This window comes from Actinocorallia sp. A-T 12471 (assembly GCF_033875155.1).
In the GTDB taxonomy this organism is placed as follows: Bacteria; Actinomycetota; Actinomycetes; order Streptosporangiales; family Streptosporangiaceae; genus Actinocorallia.
Window position 1 is genome coordinate 52553 of the sequence record NZ_JAWZTE010000010.1, and the last position, 18386, is coordinate 70938.

Genomic DNA, 18386 nt, shown 5'->3' on the forward strand with positions numbered 1-18386 from the left:
GTCCGGGGCCCTCCTCGGGCACATGATGAGGCGGCGGACTCCGGCCCGCCGCCTCCGTGCCCGCCGCGGTCCCGGCGTCAGGACGTCCCGGTGACCGCCTTGGTGAGGTCGTCGGGCGTCCACGCCTGCTCGGTGATGTTCTTGCCGTCGAGCATGATCGTCGGCGTCGACTGGACCTTGCCGATGTTGAACGCGTGGTCGGTCATCGCCTGGACCTGCGCGGACTTCTCATTGCCGTTGACGCACGACTCGAAGGCCGAGCCGCTGATCCCGTAGTCGGCCGCCCAGGCGATCAGGTCGGAGTTCTCGAAGCCGACCTTGCCCTCCTTGGGCTGCTCGGCGAACAGCCTGTCGTGGAACCGCACCCAGTTGTCGCCCGGCGCGCACAGCGCGGCGTTGGCGGCCCGCTCGGAGTTGGACTTCAGCGGGTCCTCGCTGAACAGCCGGAACGGCCGGTAGACGACCCTCGCCTTGCCCTGCGCGGCGAGCTCCTTGAGCGTCGCGCCCGTGGTCTCCTCAAGGCTCTTGCAGGCCGGGCACTGGAAGTCCTCGTAGACCTCGACCGTCGGCCCGGTGACGCCCTCCTTGGCCATGACGACCGAGCCGTCGTCCTGTCTGCTCGTCGGCGCGAGCGCCCCGGTGTACTCCATCTTGTCGCCTCCCCCCGAGTTCGCCAGCACGACGAGGCCCACGGCGACCGCGATCAGCGCGAGCGCGCCCCCGCCGACCGCCAGCGCCTTGACCTGCTTGTCCCGCTTGGCCTGGAGCCTGCGCTCCTCGGCGATCCTCTCCCGCGCGGAACGCTCCCGCGAGGACTTGCCCATCCGATCCCCCTCGATCGTTTCTTCCTACAGGCCGATCCTGCGGTCCACCGCGAGACGGCCCGGCGCGAGCACGGTGATCCACACCGCGAGCGCCAGGTATCCGACGTCCCGCAGGATCTCCTGGAGGTATTTGGTCTCCCCCGCGGCGACGGTGCCGCCCCCGCCGAAGCACCCGCAGTCGATCGTCAGGCCGCGCGCCCACGCCGAGGCGATCCCGCCGATGAACACGATCATCAGCAGGCCGGAAAGGATCGCGCTCAGCCGCGTCGCGAAACCGACCACGAGCAGCAGCGCGAGGACCATCTCCAGGACGGGCAGGCCGTGCCCGACCGGGCCGATCAGCGCGTCGGGCAGCAGTTCGTAAGCCGCGACGGCCTGGCGCTGGAGCGGCGCGGGCTCGGTGAACTTGGTCCACCCCGCCCAGAACAGCACCCCGGCCAGGCCCAGCCGTGCGGCGAAGGTGACCCACTCAGTCCAGGGCGCGCGCCGCGTCGGCGACTCGGGCCCCGTGTCGTCCCGGGTATCGGCCACCATGCCTCCCACCTCACCTTTCACACCGGATTTCCACCGGCAGGCTAGCCGGACGCGGGTAAGCCCCCGATCAGCACGCGGGGCGCGACGCCGGAGCCGGCACGGCCCCTTCGGACGCGAAGCGTGCGCGCGGCGTCACCGAAAGCAAAGACTACCGGCACGAAGAAGCCGGTGCCCCGGACCTTGGGGCACCGGCTGAAGGGCTTTTGTCCTCAGTGCCGGGCGCGGCCGCGCACGCCTTCGGCAAGTTCCTCGGCGAGGGCACGGGCGTCGCGGACGCCGTCGGCGAGGGTGTAGGCGTCGAGGACGCGGCGGATGAAGGCGGAGCCGACGATGACGCCGTCAGCGAAGCCCGCGACCTCCGCGGCCTGCGCCCCGGTGCCGACGCCGAGGCCGAGCCCGACCGGAAGCGACGTCTGCGCCTTGGTGCGCGCGACGAGGCCCGGCGCGCCGGTGTCGATCGCCTTGCGCGCGCCGGTGACGCCCATGAGCGACGCGGCGTACACGAAGCCACGGCAGACCTCGGTGATCTTCTTGATCCGCTCTTCGGTGGAGCTGAGCGCGACGAGGAAGACCTTGTCGAGGTCGAGCGCGTCGGCGACCTCGAGCCACTCCTCGCCCTCCTCGGGGGTGAGGTCGGGCGTGATCAGGCCGGAGCCGCCCGCGTCCTTGAGCTCGCGGGCGAAGCGCTCGACGCCGTGCCGGTCGACCGGGTTCCAGTACGTCATGACGAGCGTCGCCGCACCCGTCTCGGCGACCGCCTCGACCGTGCGGAACACGTCGGCCAGGCGCGCGCCCCCGGTGAGGGAGCGGTGCACGGCGTCCTGGATGGTCGGGCCGTCCATCAGCGGGTCGGTGTAGGGCAGGCCGATCTCGATGACGTCGCAGCCGCCCGCCACCATCGCCCGCGCGACCTCGATCCCGCCCTCCACGCTGGGGAACCCGGCGGGCAGGTAGCCGACGAGCGCGGCCCGGTTCTCGGCCTTGGCCTTGTCGAACGCGACGGAAACGCTCACTGCTCCTCCTCCGGCATCAGGCCGAAGTAGGCGGCCGCGGTGTGCATGTCCTTGTCGCCGCGGCCCGACAGGCACACCACGATGGTCGCCTCGGGGCCCAGCTCCTTGCCGACCTTGATCGCGCCGGCCAGCGCGTGCGCCGACTCGATCGCCGGGATGATGCCCTCGGTGCGGCACAGCAGCGCGAACGCGTCCATCGCCTCGGCGTCGGTGATCGCCGCGTAGGTCGCGCGGCCGGTGTCCTTCAGCCACGAGTGCTCGGGGCCGACGCCCGGGTAGTCGAGGCCCGCGGAGATCGAGTGCGACTCGATCGTCTGGCCCTCCTCGTCCTGCAGGAGGTAGGTGCGCATGCCGTGGATGACGCCGACGGCCCCGGCCGTCATGGTCGCGGCGTGCCTGCCCGTCTCGACGCCCTCGCCGGCCGCCTCGAACCCGTACAGGCGGACGCCCTCATCGGGGATGAAGTCGTGGAAGATGCCGATCGCGTTGGAGCCGCCGCCCACGCACGCGACGACCGCGTCGGGGAGCCTGCCGAGCTGCGCCAGGCTCTGCTCGCGCGCCTCGACGCCGACGACCCGCACGAAGTCGCGGACCATCATCGGGAACGGGTGCGGGCCCATGACCGTGCCGATCACGTAGTGCGTGTCGTCCACGGAGGCGACCCAGTCGCGGAACGCCTCGTTGACGGCGTCCTTCAGGGTGCGGCTGCCGTTCTTGACCGGGACGACCTCCGCGCCCAGCATCCGCATGCGCGCGACGTTCAGCGCCTGGCGCTGGGTGTCGACCTCGCCCATGTAGACCGTGCACTCGAGGCCGAGCAGCGCGGCGGCGGTCGCGGTGGCCACGCCGTGCTGGCCCGCGCCGGTCTCGGCGATCACCCGGGTCTTGCCCATGCGCCTGGTCATCAGCGCCTGGCCGAGCACGTTGTTGATCTTGTGCGAGCCGGTGTGGTTGAGGTCCTCGCGCTTGAGCAGGATGCGGGCCCCGCCCGCGTGCGCGGCGAACCTCGGCGCCTCGGTGAGCAGGCTCGGCCGGCCCGCGTAGTTGGTGAGCAGGTCCTGGAACTCGGCCTGGAAGGCCGGGTCGTCCTTGGCCTTGAGGTACTCGGTCTCGAGCTGGTCGAGCGCGGCCATGAGCGCCTCGGGCGCGAAGCGCCCGCCGAACCGGCCGAAGCGCCCCGCGGCGTCCGGCACGGCGTTGTCGATGGTCATGAGGACTTTCCTGTTGGGCAGCGGGTTGTCTGGGACGCCCTGCCGACTACTTGCCCTGACGCAGGGCGGGGTGCGCTCCGGCGGCGACGAGGTCGGCGACGGCGGCGCGCGGGTCCTTGCCCGTCACCAGGCTCTCGCCGACCAGGACCGCGTCCGCCCCCGCGGACGCGTAGGACAGCAGGTCGTGCGGGCCTCGGACGCCGGACTCGGCGATCTTGATGCGGTCGGCGGGGATCAGCGGGGCCAGGCGGGCGAAGGTGCCCCGCTCGACCTCCAGGGTCTTGAGGTTGCGGGCGTTGACGCCGATGACCTTGGCCCCCGCGGCGACGGCACGCTCCACCTCCTCCTCGGTGTGCACCTCGACCAGCGGGGTGAGCCCGATGGACTCGGCCCGCTCGATCAGGGACACCAGCGCCTCCTGCTCGAGCGCCGCGACGATCAGCAGCGCCAGGTCGGCCCCGTAGGCACGGGCCTCCCACAGCTGGTAGGCGGTGACGATGAAGTCCTTGCGCAGGACACAGATGTCGACGTTGGCGCGGACCTCGGCGAGGTCGTCGAGGCTGCCGCCGAAGCGGCGGCGCTCGGTGAGCACGCTGATGACCTTCGCGCCCCCCGACTCGTAGTCGCGGGCCAGGGCGGCGGGGTCGGCGATGGCCGCGAGCGCGCCCTTGGACGGGCTGCTGCGCTTGACCTCCGCGATGACCGCGACGCCGTCGCCGCCGAGCGCGGCGAGGGCGTCACGGGGCGGCGCGGCGGCCGCGGCGCGCTCCTTCAGCTCCTCTAGCGCGACGGTGCGCTGCCGGTCCGCGAGATCCGCGCGCACTCCGTCGATGATCTCGTCGAGAACGCTCACGGTTGTCCCCTCGTCACGGTTGCTGTACCTGCCGATGTTAGCCGCCTCACGGGACCTCGCTCACACACGCCCCCGCTCTCACGGGGCCAGTGCCTGCCCGAACGGCAGGTTGCGGACGATCCAGAAGACGACGATCGCGCCGGTGAGCGCGAAGATCGTCCAGCGGTCGCCGAGGCGTGTGCGGACCGGGATGCCGCGCACTGAGGCGACGGTCCACAGCACCCACAGATAGGCGGCGACGAGGACCAGCGCGAACGCGAGCGCGTTCAACCCGACCGCCTCACCGAGCCTCCCGTGCGCGAGCGCGTGCGCCATGCGCAACCCCCCGCACCCCGGACACGCCAACCCGGTGATCGCCAGAAACGGGCATGTCGGATAGTGCCCCGCCTCATTCGGATCGACCACACCCACATAGGCGAACGCCGCACCCCCCGCCGCGAGCACCGCGAGCGGGCCGAGCACGGCACCCCCCCGAACCCCCTGAGCCCCCATCACCCACCCCACGGTAGCGCCCCACCCACCCCACCACGAGCACACCCCACTGAGATGTGCGGGGTTAGATGTCGGCGGCGTAGCCGACGCCGCGGACTGTGCGGATGGGGCTGGCCGGGCCGAGTTTGGCGCGCAGCTGGGCGACGTGGACGTCGACGGTGCGGACGCCCGCGCCGCCGCCGGGGCTCCAGGCGGCGGCCAGGAGCTGTTCGCGGGTGAAGACGCGGCCGGGGTGGCGCAGCAGGTGGGCGAGGAGGTCGAACTCGGTGGCCGTCAGGGTGGCGGGCCGGTCTCCGGCGCGGACCGAGCGGGTGCGCGGGTCGAGCACGAGCGCGCCGGCCCGCAGCACGTCGGCGGCGGTGTCCTCGGCGTGCGCGCGCAGCGCGGCCGAGACCGCCGCGACGAGCGCGCGCGGGCTGAACGGGCGCACCACCGCGCGCTCACCGGGGGCCTCGCTCCTGCTGGGCGGCAGGACCCGGATGACGGGAGCGGGCCGTGCCGCGTCGGCGACCCGCCGGTACAGCTCGGCGGCGGGCAGCTGCGGCGGCAGCGCGGACAGGTCGAGGACGACGGCGTCGGGCGCGACGCGCGCGATCGCGTCGGCGGGGTGGGCGCGGTCGGCCTCCACGACGACGCGGTAGCCCGCGCGCGTCAGGTACAGGCGTTGGAGCTCGGCGACGTCGGGGTCGTGCTCGAAGACCAGGACCGTGCCGCCTGGCTCGGGAGGGCGGGGGGCGTCGGTGTTCAGTGGTGCCACGCTTCCAAGGGGGTCGTGCCAGAGGGCCGCGGCGGGTCCGCGCTCAGCGCGCGGCGGGGGACACGCCGGAGCCTTCGCCGGACTCGCCGGAGATGTGCCGCTCGTCGTGGTCGGACTTGTCGTGGTCGGACTTGTCGTGGTCGGGCTCGGCGGGCTCGTCGGCGGTGGGGTCCTCGCCCCGGTCGAGCGACTTCCACAGCGCCGACGGGTCGTCGGCCTCGGCGGCCCTGACCGGGCGGGAGCCGCGCTCGTAGCGCGCGGACATGCCGGGCCAGGCCCTGCCGCGCACGGCGGTCCACAGGCCGCACAGCGCGACGACGACGCCGCCCGCCGCCGTCAGCCAGGGCCACGCGGTGGCCTCGGCCGCCGCGGTCTCGCCGGTGACGATGACGATCTGGCCGGTGTCGCCGGTCAGCGCCGCGAGCACCGAGGCGTCGTCGGTCGAGGTGAGGGCCAGCAGGACGGCGCCCGCGCCGAGCAGGGCGAGCAGCGCCCCGACGGCGATCCGGGCGGCGGCCCGGGTGGCGAACACCGCGGCCATCGCGGCAAGGGCGGCCCAGCCGAGCGCGGACGTCGCGGTGAGGTCCGCGCCGGTGAGGTCGGTCGCGCCGGCCGCGTGGCCGGTGCCGGAGAGCGTGGCGTAGGCCCACACGCGCCCGGTCGCGAAGATCACCAGGGCGGCGGCCGCCGCGCAGACGAGCGCGACCGCGCCCATCTCGCGGCGGGACGGCGCGGGAGCCGCCGTTCCCGGGCCCTCGGCGACGTCCACGGGGGCGTGCGGGGCGCTCACTGGTCGGGCGATCCCACGACCGCGCCGAGGTCGTCGGCGTCCCAGCAGGTGCGGTCGCCGGTGTGGCAGGCCGCGCCGACCTGGTCGACCTTGACGAGGATCACGTCGCCGTCGCAGTCGAGCGCCGCGGACTTCACCCACTGGGCGTGCCCCGACGTCGCGCCCTTGACCCAGTACTCCTTGCGGCTGCGCGACCAGAACGTGCAGCGCCCGGTGGTCAGCGTGCGGTGCAGCGCCTCGTCGTCCATCCACCCCATCATCAACACCTCAAGGGTGTCGTGCTGCTGCACCACGGCCGGAACAAGCCCGTCCCCGGTCCGCTTAAGCCGAGCGGCGATCTTAGGATCAAGCGCGGTGCTACCAGCAGCCGCAGGCACTTGCACAGACATACCCCAAACCCTACCCACCCCCCACCCCCACCCACGACACCCCAACCCCCACCCCCCCAAGGCGCCCCAGCCCACCACCCCCACACCCCCACGCGACCCCGCGCGAGGTCTCCAGCCGCCCCGGAGCCACACCCCCAGAGCTCACCCCCCGCGCAACGCTTCTCACCCCGCGCAACGCGTCCAAGCCCACCCAGGCCCACGTCCCCGAGCCTTAACGCTGCGCGAGGGTTCCAGCCCAGCCAAGGCCACGGCCTCTGAGTGGAAGACCCCAGAGTGATTGGGCGCGTCGCCGTCTGGACCGGAGGACTTGTGAGCCGCAAGGCGAGCAAGTCCGGAGGGAAGACGGCGACTCGAGGCGCCCAATCACCGCCGCGCCGGAGGCGCGGCAATTAAATCGGCCGGACCTGGTCCGCCTGCGGGCCCCGGTTGCCCTGGGTCACCTCGAACTCGACGCGCTGGGCCTCCTCGAGGCTCCGGTAGCCGGAGGTCTGGATGGCCGAGTAGTGGACGAAGACGTCGGGTCCGCCGCCGTCCACGGCGATGAAGCCGTAGCCCTTCTCGGCGTTGAACCACTTCACGGTGCCCTGCTGGGCCATGGTCTTTCTCCTTGCGGCAAAACACGGGTCCACACCTCGTGGCCCCACCGCGGCCTGCACGGGGGGTCCTCGCCCCCGGGTACCGTCCCCGGGAAAGCCAAGACGCCCGCTGTCCATCGTTCGCGCGGGCGTTATACCACTGGCAGAACACGTAACGAACCAAGACTGCTACCGCTGGGGCTGAGAGTATCACCGGAGGGCGAGCCGTCGCGAGACCAGAAAACCCTGCCCAGTAAGGGAATTCCCCCGCTCCTGCCCCCTACCCGACCGATTCCACAGATCCGTTGCGTATCCCCGCCGACACCTTCCGCATCCCTCGTCAGCCGAGCCGCTGGACACAGCCTTGATAACACCAAGCTCACAACCCGGCGACGGCTCAATCTCGAAATCAGGCAGACATACGTTGTCAGATAAGACGGATGTCCAGAAACTTTCCTTAATTTTGAGGCACGGGTCCCGCCGCCGGGCCGCCCGGGCGTCACAGGGATCTCTGGGCCCTCCAGGACCTGTGAAGGTCGGCGTAGACGCCCGGGGTCGCGACGAGGGCCTCGTGGTGTCCGCGTTGGACGATTCTGCCCTTGTCGAAGACGAGGACCTCGTCGGCGGCCTCGGCGGTGGACAGGCGGTGCGCGATCGTCACCGAGGTGCGGCCGCGGGTGATGCCGTCCAGCGCGCGCTGGATGCGGACCTCGGTGGCCGGGTCGACGGCCGAGGTGGCCTCGTCAAGGACGAGCAGGTCGGGGTCGGCGAGGTAGGCGCGGGCGAGGGCGGCGAGCTGCCGCTCCCCCGCCGACAGGGACTCCCCGCGCTGCCCGACGGGGGTGTCGAGCCCGCGCGGCAGGCTCTCCAGCCAGTCGGCGAGGCCGAGCGCGCCGAGCGCCTCGGTGATCTCCGCGTCAGTCGCCGACGGCCGTCCGTACCGGATGTTCTCCCCGAGCGTGGTGTCGAAGAGAAAACCGTCCTGCGGGACGATGACGATCCGCTCGCGCAGCGAGGAGAACCTGACCCGGTCCAGCGGCACCCCGTCGACAAGGACGGTCCCCTCAGCGGGGTCCATGAGCCGGGTGAGGAGCTTGGCGAACGTCGTCTTGCCCGAGCCCGTCTCGCCCACGACGGCGATCCTCGCGCGCGGCGGGATGCGCACGTCGACCCCGTCGAGGACGCGCGGCCCCGACGGGTAGGCGAACGCCACGTCCGAAAAGCGCACCTCGACGGGCCCGCGCGGCAGGACGTGCCCGTCCTCGCCCGGGTCGGCGACGTCGGGCTCGGTGTCCAGGACGCCGAGGACCCGCCGCCACCCCGCGATCGCGTTCTGCGCCTCGTTGAGGATCTCGGTGGCCTGCTGCATCGGGCTGACGAACAGCGTCACAAGGAACAGGAACGCGACGAGCTCGCCAGCGCTGATCCCGCCCCCGACCCCGAGCATCACCCCGCCGACGACCACCGCCGCCGTCGCGATCGCCGCGACGATCTCGCTGCTCGGGAACGTCATCGCGACCAGCCCCTGCGCCCGCTTCTGCGCGGCCCGCCCCCGCTCGACGGCGAGGTCGACCCGGTCGGCGGTGCGCCGCTCGGCCGCGTGCGCCTTGATCACCGGCGCGCCCACCACCGACTCGCTGACGGCCGCGAGCAGATCGCCCATCCGCTCCCTTACCGTCATGTACGCGCGGGAGATCAGCCTCTGGAAGAACCGCAGCGCGAACGCCAGCGGCAGGAACGCGATCCAGACGACGAGGGTGAGCTGCCAGGAGTAGACCGCCATCAGCGCGGTGACGACGGCGACCTCCCCCACGGAGATCAGCAGCATCAGCCCGCCCCACTGCATGAACTGGCTGATCTGGTCGACGTCTCCGGTGACCCGGGACACCAGGCCGCCCCTGCGCTGCCCGCTCTGGGTGAGCATCGACAGGTCGTGGACGTGCCGGAATGCCTTCACCCGCAAGGTCGCCAGCGACCCCTCGGTCCGCTTGTACAGCCGCACGTTCATCAGGTAGGCGCTCAGCGCGGTGAGCACGGTGACCACCGCGCAGATCAGGACGGCGTTGCGCACGTAGCCGAGGTCGGGGCTGCCGCCCATCGGCAGCCCGTGGTCGATGGTCTGCTGGACGGCGATCGGGACGACCGTGCGCCCGGCCGTCGCGACGAGCGCGAGCAGGAGGGTGAGGGCGAGGCCGCGCCGGAACTCGGGGGCGAGCGCGAGCCCGCGCCGCAGTGTGGCGATCGCGCCCTCGCTGAGGGATGTCTCGTTCAGTCCGCTTTCGCCCGTGGGCCTGTCGCCCTTGGTCGCGGCGCTCTTGTCCGTCATGACGGTCATGCCCGCACGTCCTCTCCGGCGTCCGCGTCCTCATCGAGTGCCTCGCGTTCCGCCTCGCGTTCGGCCTCGGCGTTCTCGTAGGCGTTCACCAGGTCCCGGTAGGCGGCCGAGCGGGCGAGCAGCTCGACGTGCCCGCCCCGGTCGGCCACGCCGCCGCGCACGAGGTGCACGACCTCGTCGGCGAGCGCGATCGTCGCCTTGCGGTAGGCGACCACCACGACGGTCGCGGCGGTGTCGCGCAGTCCGGCGAGGATGCGGGCCTCCACCTGCGGGTCGACGCTCGAGGTGGCGTCGTCAAGGATCAGCAGCCGGGGCCGGCGCACCAGCGCGCGGGCGAGCGCGAGCCTTTGCCGCTGGCCGCCCGAGAGTGTCGCGCCGCGTTCGCCGAGGCGGGTGTCGATGCCGTCGGGCAGGCCCGCGACGAACCCGTCGGCCTGGGCGAGGCGCAGGGCCGCCCAGATGTCGGCGTCGGAGAGGTCGCCTTCAAGATCGACGTTGCCGCGTACGGTGTCGTCGAACAGGAAGGTGTCTTGGGGGACGAGGGCTGCGGCGCGTGCCACCTCCCCGGGGGCGAGCTCGCGTACGTCGCGTCCGTCGAGGCGCACGACGCCCTCGCGGGGGTCGACCAGACGGACGAGCAGTGACGCGAGGGTCGACTTGCCGGAACCCGTCGGGCCGACCAGGGCGAGGGTACGTCCCGGCTCGACGCTCAGGGCCGCGCCGGACACGACAGTGGTGTCGTCGGCGTAACCGAAGGTCAGGTTCTCCGCCTCAAGGCGGGCCGCCTGCTGGGACGTCAAGGAGTCCTCGCCGTACGGCATCGAGCCTTCGGCGTCCAGGACGGCCCGGACCCTGTCCCAGCCGACGACGCTGCGCGGCAGCTCGGCCAGCACCCATCCGAGCGACCGTACGGGCCACGAAAGCAGGGTGAACAGATAACACACTTGGACGAGGTCGCCTGTGTTGATCGCTCCCGCGTCGAGGCGGGCGGAGCCGAACAGCAGCACCGCGAGCACCCCGAAACGGGGCAGGGACTCGAGAACCGGGTCGAAGAGCCCGCGGACCCGTCCGACGGTGACGTTGGCGTCGCGCAGCTGCTCGGCGGCCGTGCGGAACCGCTCGGTCTCGGCCGCCTCACGCCCGAGGGTCTTGACCACGAGGCCGCCCTCGAAGCTCTCGTGGACGACCTCGCTGACCTCCGCGCGCAGCTGCTGCGCGTGCGCCACCCGGGGCGAAAGGACCCGCTGGTAGGCGAGGTTCAGCAGCGCGATCAGCGGGAAGAGCAGGAAGCCGACGAGCGCGAGCGGCAGGTCGATCGCGAGGATCGAGGCGGCGGCGAACACGAGCATGAACACCACGCCGACGGCCATCGGCAGCGGCGCGATCGGCGCCCACGTCGCCTCGACGTCGCTGCTGGCGTTGGACAGCAGCTGGCCCGTCGGGTGGCGGTGGTGCCAGGCGAGCGGCAGCCGCAGGTACTGGCGCGTTACCGAGCGCCGGTAGCGCGCTTGCAGGTTGTACTGCATGAGCCCGGCCCAGAACCTGCGTCCCGCGACGCCGAGCGCCTTCAGGACCGCGACGCCGACGATCGCCGCCCCGCCCGCGACGAGCGCGCCCCGGGTCGTCTCACCGGCCTCGAACGCCGGGAGGATCACCCGCTCGGTGACCTCGCCCAGCACCCAGGCGCTCGCCACCGTCATACCGCCGTAAAGCGCGCTGGCCACGACGGACAGCGCGAACATGAGCGGCTCGGTGCGGATCGCCACCCCCAGCACCCGCAGGCCCGCACGCAGGACCTGGGGGTTGACGCGTTGTGTCACGAAAGATCTCCCACTGTCACCCGTTTGTTTCGGCATCCATGCCTACCATCGGGCGCCGACGGATATTCCCGAAGATCACTGGGAAGCGACAAATGCCGACGAAGTGGAGCCGCGCGGAGATCATCCGGACCCGTCAGGGAAAAGGCACTTGCCCACCGTGTCCTCACCTGCGCATGCTGGCGGGGTGGACGCACATGTGACGCAGCCAGTCGACACCCTGCACGGCCAGCTCCAGCGCGGTCTCGGCAGGGCCGCCAGGCGGGCGGCCCGCACCCGGGGCGCGGGAGAGTTCGTTTACGACTGCGTCCGCAGGGATCCGCGCTGGGACCGCCAGGTCGAGTCGCGCAGCCTCTATTACGCGCGGCTGATCGTCGACCTCGAGCTGCCCGTCCACCCGCTGTCGGACCACCTGTTCGACCCGGCCGACTCCGCCGACGGCGACGAGTGGCGCGCCTCCCTGGCCATCGACACCCTCACCGACCTCGTCCGGCTGAGCCGCCGGGAGGCCGCGACCCCGCTGCGGCGGTACGCGTCGGAGGGGACCCACTGGTTCGAGGCGCTCGACGCGCTCGTCTCGCTGGGCGACCCGGCGCTCGTGCACGGGCTCGGGTCAGTCGCGGCGGCCCGGTGCGACGAGGACGACCTGCACTGGCTCGTGGACGATCCCGGCAATCCCGTCATCAGGCAGTGGGCCGCCGAGCACACGGCGATCGCCGACGCCGTCGCCAGGCGCGGCACCGGGCCGACCCCGCGCCAGCGTGAGCATGTGCGGCCGACGGGCTCGGACGGCGAGCTCGTCGCGCTGGCGCACCAGCGGTCGGACGCGTCGGTCGAGGCGATCCTTGAACTCGGCAGACGGCGCAGTCCCGCCCTTTTCGACCTCGCCGAGGAGTTCCTGCCCGAGGGGCAGGGGCGCTGGCGCGGCGTCATCTGCCGGGCGCTGCGCGAGTGCGGGCCCGCCGCGCTGCCCAGCGCGCGACGGTGGGCCGCGGGGACGCCGGGCTGCCGGAAGGTCGCGATCGCGATCCTCGCCGGCCACGGGACCGCCCAGGACGTCCCCGTCCTCGTCGACGACCTCGAAGCGGCGCTCAAAGCGCGCGCCTGGGGGCAGGCCGCGCATCCCGTCGAAGGGCTCGGACGGCTGCGCGCCGGGGCGGCGGTGCCGCTGCTGAAGGAGGCGTGGACCGCCACCGAGTACGCCTATCTGCGGCCGCGCCTGCTCACCGCGCTGCTGCGCACCGCCCCGCACACCGCCGAGGCGCACGCCGCCGAGGCCCTGTGGGACTGCGAGGAGGAGGCCCGCCGCATCGGCGCGAGCATGGCCCCCCTCACCGAGGACAACAGCCTCCGCCTGCGCCGCCTGGCGTCGTGCGCGGCCGAGGAACCCGGCGTGGTGTCCGCCGCCGTCGACCGCGCCTCCCGCGAGCCCTGACGGCCCGGCGAACACGTCACGGGAAATCGTCGCCCGGTATCGGCCGAACCCCCCGCATCCTCCTACGGACGCACGTAACAGTGGTCCCCCAGCGCGATGTGCCGACCCCTACCCTGCGCCTACACTCGCTCGCATGATCTCCGCTAAGACGCGCCTTCTCCTGGCCGCCCCCCTGCTCGCCCTCGCCCTCGGGACGGCGTCGGCCTGCTCGAGCGAGAACACCGACTGCGCCCTCACCACCGGCACCTGCACCGTCACCTTCGACCGCGGCGTCGACGCCAAGGCCAAGGTCCTCGGCGTCGAAGCCGAACTCGTCGAAGCCACCGACACCACGGTCACCGTCAAGATCGGCGGCCAGAACGTCACGGTCCCCCTCAACGACGCCGAACAATCCGGCGACTTCAACCTCCGCGTCAAGTCCATCACCCAAGACCAAGTAATCGTAGAAATCTCCACCGGCGTCACAGTCACCGAGTAGCCGCGCCTCCGGCACGGCGGTGATCGGGCGCCTCAAGCCGCCGTCCCCCCTCCGAACTCGCTCGCCTAACGGCTCCCAAGCCCTCCCCCGAAGCCCGCGAGAGCCGACCGGCGCTGGACGCGCCCTCCACCACCCCACGCGCCCCGCCACCACCCCACCCCCCAAAGCCCCAACTCCCCCCCAGGCCAGCGCCAACCGCCCCAGACCTCCCGCACCGGACCGCCCCTCGCGCCCAAACGCGGCCCGCAGGCAAGAAGCGCAAGCTCGCCCCCATAGCCCGAACCTCCGGGACCAGCAGGAGCCCAAGCCCCACGCGCGCACCATCGCACCCTCACGAAGGGCCCCTCTCCCCCGGAGGCCCAGATTTTCCCCGGGGCCAAGGGCCGGACCGCCCAAGACCTTCCGAGGCGACCAAGCCCCGCGCGCGGGCGCGGACCTCAGGCAGGAGGAAGAAGGCTCAACCACGCGGCCCGGGCCTTCGGGGCCTGCGCGTTACCAGGAGGGCGGGCCCGCGCGCGGAACCTCGGGTCCTCCGGGAGGGAGGGCAGGCCCCACGCGCGGGCCGTCAGGCCCTCACGGGGGGAAGGCGCTCCCCCGGAGGGCCGCGAGCCGCCAGGCGAGCGGGCCGGAGGCCCAGATTTGCGCGGGGCCAAGGGTCAGGCTGCCCGAGAGCTTCCGAGGCGACCAAGCCCCGCGCGAGGGCGCGGGCCTCAGAGCAGGAGGAGAAGGCTCGACCGCGCGGCCCGGGCCCTTGGGGACCCGCGCGGTCCCAGGAGGGCAGGACCCGCGCGCGGGGCATCGGGGCCTCGCGGGGGGAGGGTGCTCCTCCGGAGGGCCGCGAGCCGCTAGGCGAGTGGGCCGGAGGAGTAGGGGTTGGGGTTAGGTTCTGCGGGTTAGGGCTTGGGCTAGGTGGGGGGTGGCGGTGGGGGCGTGGTGGAGGAAGAGGGAGGGTTCCGTCAGTTCTAGTTCTAGGAGGACGGGGGAGCCGTCGGGGCCCGGGATCAGGTCTATTCGGGCGTAGAGGAGGTCTTTGGGGGCGGCGGCGAGGATTTGGGCGGCGAGGGCGAGTTCGGCCTTGGAGGGGGCGCGGGGGGTGATCTGCTCGCGGGCGTCCTTCTCGTCGGCGATCATGGGCTGGACGCCAGCGCCGGCCGTCAGGATCGGGGCCTTGCGGACGGCGTGGCTGAACTCGCCGTCGAAGAAGATCAGCGCGGTCTCGCCGGCCGTGTCGACCGCGTCGAGGTAGGGCTGGACCATGACCGTCTGCCCCTCGGCGCGCAGCCGCGCGAGGTGTTCAGCGGCCGGGGCCGCCTCCTCGGCCGACCAGCGGGCGGTGTCGCGCGCGCCCGCCGAGACCGCGGGCTTGATCACGTAGTCGGGCCATTCGGGCAGTTCGACCGGGTCCCACAGCGTCGGCACCACCGGGACGCCCGCCGCGCCGAGGTCGCGCAGGTAGCGCTTGTCGGTGTTCCACCGCAGTACCTCGGCCCGGTTCTCCAGCCGGGGCACCGAGTCTGCCCACGCGAGGAACTCCGCGAGCCGCGTCGAGTAGTCCCAGGTGCTGCGGACCAGCACGAGGTCGTAGTCGTCCCATCTGGCGGGCCCGTCCCATCGGACGGCCTCGGCGCGGTGCCCGAGCGCGGCGAGTTCCGCGACGAGCGCGGGCGTGTCCTCGTCCCCTTCGGGCAGCGCGGCACATGTCGCGATCGCAAGTCTCACCCACCCAGGTTATGCGTATGACCCCCCACCCACCACCCAAAAACCCCCACTCCCCAACATTTCCCACAAGAAACTTTCCAGCATAAAAAGGGCCCTGGACGCCGCGAAGACGACCAGGGCCCGACAACCTCAGCGAACCGGATGCCCCGCGGCCGCGATCGCGCCCTTGACCTCGGAGATCAGCAGATCCCCGAAGTGGAACACCGACGCCGCCAGCACCGCGTCCGCCCCCGCGTCGACCGCCGGCGGGAAGTGCTCCAACGCCCCCGCGCCGCCGCTGGCGATCACCGGCACCCCGACGACCTCACGCACCCGCCGCAGCATCTCGAGGTCGAACCCGGCCTTGGTCCCGTCGGCGTCCATCGAGTTCAGCAGGATCTCCCCGACGCCCAGTTCCTCGGCCCGACGGCACCACTCGATCGCGTCGATCCCGGTGCCCTTGCGCCCGCCGTGCGTCGTCACCTCGAAGCCAGAGGGGGTCTCCGGGCTGCGCCGCGCATCCGCCGACAGCACGATGCACTGGCTGCCGAACCGGTGCGCGGCCTCGCGCAGGAACTCGGGCCGCGCGATCGCCGCGGTGTTGATCGACACCTTGTCCGCGCCCGCGCGCAGCAGCCTGTCGACGTCCTCGACGGTCCGGATGCCGCCCCCGACGGTCAGCGGGATGAACACCTGCTCGGCGGTCCGGCTCACCACGTCGTAGGTGGTCGAGCGGTCGGCGGAGGAGGCGGTGATGTCGAGGAACGTCAGTTCGTCCGCGCCCTGCTCGTCGTACCGGCGCGCCAGCTCGACGGGGTCGCCCGCATCCCGCAGATTCTGGAAGTTGACGCCCTTGACGACGCGTCCGGCGTCGACGTCCAGGCACGGGATCACCCGTACGGCCACGGTCATGCCACTGCTCCCCGGTAGGCGTCCACTTCAACTTCCACGAGCATCCGCGGGTCGAGCAGGCCCGCCACCACCAGCAGGGAGGAGGCGGGCCGCACGTGCCCGAACAGCGAGCCGTGGGCGCGTCCGGCGGCCTCGGCGTGTTCGGGCGACGTGACGTACATCCTGGTCCTGACGACGTCGCGGGCCGAAAGCCCGAGCCGCTCCAGCGACCAGAGGGCGACCCGGAAGGCGGTGCGGGTCTGCTCGTACGGATCACCGACGTGGACGACCTCGCCGTCCACGGTCGAGGTGCAGCCGGAGACGAAAGCCATGTCCCCCGCAAGCACCGCCCGCGAGTACCCGATCACCTCCTCCCAGGGTCCGCCCGAGGAGATCCGCTCGATCATCGAGTGAGCTCCAGCGCTTCCTCGAGCGTGAAAGCCTGCGCGTACAGGGCCTTGCCGACGATCGCGCCCTCGACGCCCAGCGGCACGAGGTCCTTCAGCACCTTCAGGTCCTCCAAGGAGGACACCCCTCCGGAGGCGATGACCGGCTTGTCGGTACGCGCGCACACCTCACGCAGCAGCTCGACGTTCGGGCCCTTGAGCGTCCCGTCCTTGGTGACGTCGGTGACGACGTAACGCGGGCAGCCGTCCTCTTCGAGGCGGGCCAGGACGTCCCACAGGTCGCCGCCCTCGCGGGTCCAGCCGCGCGCGGCGAGGGTGGTGCCGCGCACGTCGAGGCCGACGGCGATGCGGTCGCCGAACTCGGCGATCGCGCGCCGGGTCCACGCGGGGTCCTCGAGCGCGGCGGTGCCGAGGTTGACGCGGGCGCAGCCGGTGTCGAGGGCGGCGCGCAGGGACGCGTCGTCGCGGATGCCGCCCGACAGCTCGACCTTGACGTCCAGCCGCCCGGTGACCTCGCGCAGCAGCTCGCGGTTGGAGCCGCGGCCGAAGGCGGCGTCGAGGTCGACGAGGTGGATCCACTCGGCGCCGGCGCTCTGCCACGCGAGTGCCGCGTCGAGCGGGTTGCCGTAGGAGGTCTCGGTGCCGGCCTCGCCCTGGACCAGGCGCACGGCCTGGCCATCGGCGACGTCAACGGCGGGAAGGAGCGTCAGGGTCATGGCGGAAAGCCTACCGGGAACGGCCTTGACCGGCGTTTTCCCCTCCCCGACGTAAATGATCTTCCAAGCCGCAGCGCGCGCCGCCCGGACACGCGACCGTTACCCCGTAACACTCTGCGTGACAAAACCCTCACCGTTCGCGACTTCGGCCGCGTTCCCGGAACCCCGGGACCGAGTTCGGGCGCCCTCGGAGGGTGTGATCGCCCCCGGGCGATCGCACCCTCCGAGGTTCACCAGCGCCCGCACTCCGGAGCGACGAAGGAGCGACCAGACAACAGGAGCGACCATCAACACGCTCTCCCGATCCCTCGCCGTCCCCCTGGCCGCCCTGGTGGCCCTGCTGCCCGCCCAGGCCGTCCCGGCGGCCCCCGACGCCCCCGCGGCCGTCGTGGGGTTCCAGCGCGGCCCCGCGCCCACCGAGGCCGCCCTGACGGCCCCGCGCGGCCCATTCCCCGTCGCCAAGACCCGGCTCGTCGCGGGGCAGGGCACCGCCGCGGGCACCCTGCACTACCCGGCCGACGCCTCCCAGGGCACGTTCGGCGCGGTGGCCGTCATGCCGGGCTTCCTCGGCACCGAGAAGTCGATCTCGCTGTACGGGCCGCTGCTCGCCTCGCACGGCTTCGTGGTGTTCACGTTGAACGCCAAGCGCCGCACCGACCGCCCCGACGCCCGCGCCACCCAGCTCCTGGCCGCCCTCGACCGCCTCGTGACGGGCCCGGCCCGCGACCTCATCGACCCGTCGCGCCTCGCGGTGATGGGCCACTCCATGGGCGGCGGCGCGGTCCTGCGCGCGGCGGCCCAACGCCCCGGCCTCAAGGCGGCCGTCCCGCTCGCGCCCTGGCACCTGGAACGCGACTGGCGGACCGTGCGCGTCCCGACCCTCGTCTTCGGCTCTGACGACGACCGCGTCGCCCCCGTCCGCACGCACGCCGAGCCGTTCTACCAGAGCATGACGCGGGCCCCGGAGAAGGCGTACATCGAACTCCGCAAGAGCGGTCACCTTAAGTTCATCGTGGCCCATCCAGTGATCACCAAGTACACGGTGTCCTGGTTGAAGCGTTATGTGGACAACGACACACGCTACGACCCGTTCCTGTGCCCAGGTCCGGTTTTCCCGACCAAAGAGATCAACGAATACCGCGGGACGTGCCCTTCCTGAGGCCCCACATGG

At 72.4% G+C, this 18386-nt stretch carries 19 protein-coding genes; 3 read left to right on the forward strand and 16 right to left on the reverse strand.

What is annotated here, in order from left to right:
- Positions 1-77: 77 nt before the first annotated feature.
- From R9X44_RS24835 to R9X44_RS24890, 12 genes are all read right to left on the reverse strand, one after another.
- Positions 78-824 carry a DsbA family protein gene (locus tag R9X44_RS24835; RefSeq protein WP_319816676.1) on the reverse strand — a complete coding sequence of 249 codons (747 nt, stop codon included), beginning with the start codon at positions 822-824 and terminating at the stop codon, positions 78-80.
- Positions 825-848: 24 nt separating this feature from the next.
- Positions 849-1358 (reverse strand): MauE/DoxX family redox-associated membrane protein, encoded by a 510-nt coding sequence (locus R9X44_RS24840; protein ID WP_319816677.1) that lies wholly within the window; start codon positions 1356-1358, stop codon positions 849-851.
- Between the two features lie 209 nt (positions 1359-1567).
- Complete coding sequence (gene trpA / locus R9X44_RS24845; protein WP_319816678.1) at positions 1568-2371, reverse strand: tryptophan synthase subunit alpha; 804 nt, start codon at positions 2369-2371, stop codon at positions 1568-1570.
- A complete protein-coding gene (gene trpB, locus R9X44_RS24850) occupies positions 2368-3582 on the reverse strand; it encodes a tryptophan synthase subunit beta (RefSeq protein WP_319816679.1) in 1215 nt (404 codons plus the stop codon). The genes trpA and trpB overlap by 4 nt, the downstream gene beginning before the upstream one ends.
- A 46-nt stretch (positions 3583-3628) precedes the next feature.
- Positions 3629-4435: an indole-3-glycerol phosphate synthase TrpC gene (gene trpC / locus R9X44_RS24855; protein ID WP_319816680.1), complete on the reverse strand. Its 807-nt coding sequence runs from the start codon at positions 4433-4435 to the stop codon at positions 3629-3631.
- A gap of 78 nt (positions 4436-4513) precedes the next feature.
- Positions 4514-4750: a hypothetical protein gene (locus tag R9X44_RS35815; RefSeq protein ID WP_413774981.1), complete on the reverse strand. Its 237-nt coding sequence runs from the start codon at positions 4748-4750 to the stop codon at positions 4514-4516.
- A 241-nt stretch (positions 4751-4991) separates the two neighbouring features.
- On the reverse strand, positions 4992-5684 hold the full coding sequence (locus R9X44_RS24865; RefSeq protein ID WP_319816681.1) for a response regulator transcription factor: 693 nt from the start codon (positions 5682-5684) through the stop codon (positions 4992-4994).
- Between the two features lie 43 nt (positions 5685-5727).
- Positions 5728-6474 (reverse strand): Trp biosynthesis-associated membrane protein, encoded by a 747-nt coding sequence (locus tag R9X44_RS24870; protein WP_319816682.1) that lies wholly within the window; start codon positions 6472-6474, stop codon positions 5728-5730.
- Positions 6471-6863, reverse strand: coding sequence for a phosphoribosyl-AMP cyclohydrolase (hisI, locus tag R9X44_RS24875; protein WP_319816683.1), 393 nt, complete (start codon positions 6861-6863; stop codon positions 6471-6473). Before hisI ends, R9X44_RS24870 begins: the two co-directional genes overlap by 4 nt.
- A gap of 389 nt (positions 6864-7252) precedes the next feature.
- Positions 7253-7459: a cold-shock protein gene (locus R9X44_RS24880; protein WP_319816684.1), complete on the reverse strand. Its 207-nt coding sequence runs from the start codon at positions 7457-7459 to the stop codon at positions 7253-7255.
- 478 nt (positions 7460-7937) lie between these two features.
- Positions 7938-9773 carry an ABC transporter ATP-binding protein gene (locus R9X44_RS24885; RefSeq protein WP_319816685.1) on the reverse strand — a complete coding sequence of 612 codons (1836 nt, stop codon included), beginning with the start codon at positions 9771-9773 and terminating at the stop codon, positions 7938-7940.
- On the reverse strand, positions 9770-11629 hold the full coding sequence (locus R9X44_RS24890) for an ABC transporter ATP-binding protein (protein ID WP_413774982.1): 1860 nt from the start codon (positions 11627-11629) through the stop codon (positions 9770-9772). The genes R9X44_RS24885 and R9X44_RS24890 overlap by 4 nt, the downstream gene beginning before the upstream one ends.
- A gap of 160 nt (positions 11630-11789) precedes the next feature.
- On the opposite strand from R9X44_RS24890, the gene R9X44_RS24895 reads away from it, so the two are divergent.
- Both R9X44_RS24895 and R9X44_RS24900 read left to right on the forward strand, forming a co-directional pair.
- The gene (locus R9X44_RS24895) at positions 11790-13025 is read left to right on the forward strand and encodes a hypothetical protein (RefSeq protein ID WP_319816686.1); all 1236 of its coding nucleotides are present in this window, start codon (positions 11790-11792) and stop codon (positions 13023-13025) included.
- 133 nt (positions 13026-13158) lie between these two features.
- On the forward strand, positions 13159-13503 hold the full coding sequence (locus R9X44_RS24900) for a hypothetical protein (protein ID WP_319816687.1): 345 nt from the start codon (positions 13159-13161) through the stop codon (positions 13501-13503).
- Between the two features lie 879 nt (positions 13504-14382).
- On the opposite strand, the gene R9X44_RS24905 is transcribed toward R9X44_RS24900, so the two are convergent.
- From R9X44_RS24905 to priA, 4 genes are all read right to left on the reverse strand, one after another.
- Complete coding sequence (locus tag R9X44_RS24905) at positions 14383-15222, reverse strand: hypothetical protein (protein ID WP_319816688.1); 840 nt, start codon at positions 15220-15222, stop codon at positions 14383-14385.
- Positions 15223-15351: 129 nt separating this feature from the next.
- Positions 15352-16113 carry an imidazole glycerol phosphate synthase subunit HisF gene (gene hisF / locus R9X44_RS24910; protein ID WP_319816689.1) on the reverse strand — a complete coding sequence of 254 codons (762 nt, stop codon included), beginning with the start codon at positions 16111-16113 and terminating at the stop codon, positions 15352-15354.
- A complete protein-coding gene (locus R9X44_RS24915; RefSeq protein WP_319816690.1) occupies positions 16110-16499 on the reverse strand; it encodes a RidA family protein in 390 nt (129 codons plus the stop codon). Before R9X44_RS24915 ends, hisF begins: the two co-directional genes overlap by 4 nt.
- The gene (gene priA / locus R9X44_RS24920) at positions 16496-17215 is read right to left on the reverse strand and encodes a bifunctional 1-(5-phosphoribosyl)-5-((5-phosphoribosylamino)methylideneamino)imidazole-4-carboxamide isomerase/phosphoribosylanthranilate isomerase PriA (RefSeq protein WP_319816691.1); all 720 of its coding nucleotides are present in this window, start codon (positions 17213-17215) and stop codon (positions 16496-16498) included. The genes R9X44_RS24915 and priA overlap by 4 nt, the downstream gene beginning before the upstream one ends.
- Positions 17216-17546: 331 nt before the next feature.
- Between priA and R9X44_RS24925 the strand changes: the two genes are divergently transcribed.
- Positions 17547-18374 (forward strand): dienelactone hydrolase family protein, encoded by an 828-nt coding sequence (locus R9X44_RS24925; protein WP_319816692.1) that lies wholly within the window; start codon positions 17547-17549, stop codon positions 18372-18374.
- Positions 18375-18386 lie beyond the last annotated feature (12 nt).

Bases quoted from the DNA above. Each gene is read 5' to 3' on its own strand.
- R9X44_RS24885 (WP_319816685.1), bottom strand. From the start codon at position 9,773: ATGACCGTCATGACGGACAAGAGCGCCGCGACCAAGGGCGACAGGCCC.
- R9X44_RS24915 (WP_319816690.1), bottom strand. From the start codon at position 16,499: ATGATCGAGCGGATCTCCTCGGGCGGACCCTGGGAGGAGGTGATCGGG.
- R9X44_RS24890 (WP_413774982.1), bottom strand. From the start codon at position 11,629: ATGCCGAAACAAACGGGTGACAGTGGGAGATCTTTCGTGACACAACGC.
- hisF (WP_319816689.1), bottom strand. From the start codon at position 16,113: ATGACCGTGGCCGTACGGGTGATCCCGTGCCTGGACGTCGACGCCGGA.
- trpB (WP_319816679.1), bottom strand. From the start codon at position 3,582: ATGACCATCGACAACGCCGTGCCGGACGCCGCGGGGCGCTTCGGCCGG.
- R9X44_RS24900 (WP_319816687.1), top strand. From the start codon at position 13,159: ATGATCTCCGCTAAGACGCGCCTTCTCCTGGCCGCCCCCCTGCTCGCC.
- priA (WP_319816691.1), bottom strand. From the start codon at position 17,215: ATGACCCTGACGCTCCTTCCCGCCGTTGACGTCGCCGATGGCCAGGCC.
- R9X44_RS24835 (WP_319816676.1), bottom strand. From the start codon at position 824: ATGGGCAAGTCCTCGCGGGAGCGTTCCGCGCGGGAGAGGATCGCCGAG.
- R9X44_RS35815 (WP_413774981.1), bottom strand. From the start codon at position 4,750: ATGGCGCACGCGCTCGCGCACGGGAGGCTCGGTGAGGCGGTCGGGTTG.
- R9X44_RS24880 (WP_319816684.1), bottom strand. From the start codon at position 7,459: ATGGCCCAGCAGGGCACCGTGAAGTGGTTCAACGCCGAGAAGGGCTAC.
- hisI (WP_319816683.1), bottom strand. From the start codon at position 6,863: ATGTCTGTGCAAGTGCCTGCGGCTGCTGGTAGCACCGCGCTTGATCCT.
- R9X44_RS24840 (WP_319816677.1), bottom strand. From the start codon at position 1,358: ATGGTGGCCGATACCCGGGACGACACGGGGCCCGAGTCGCCGACGCGG.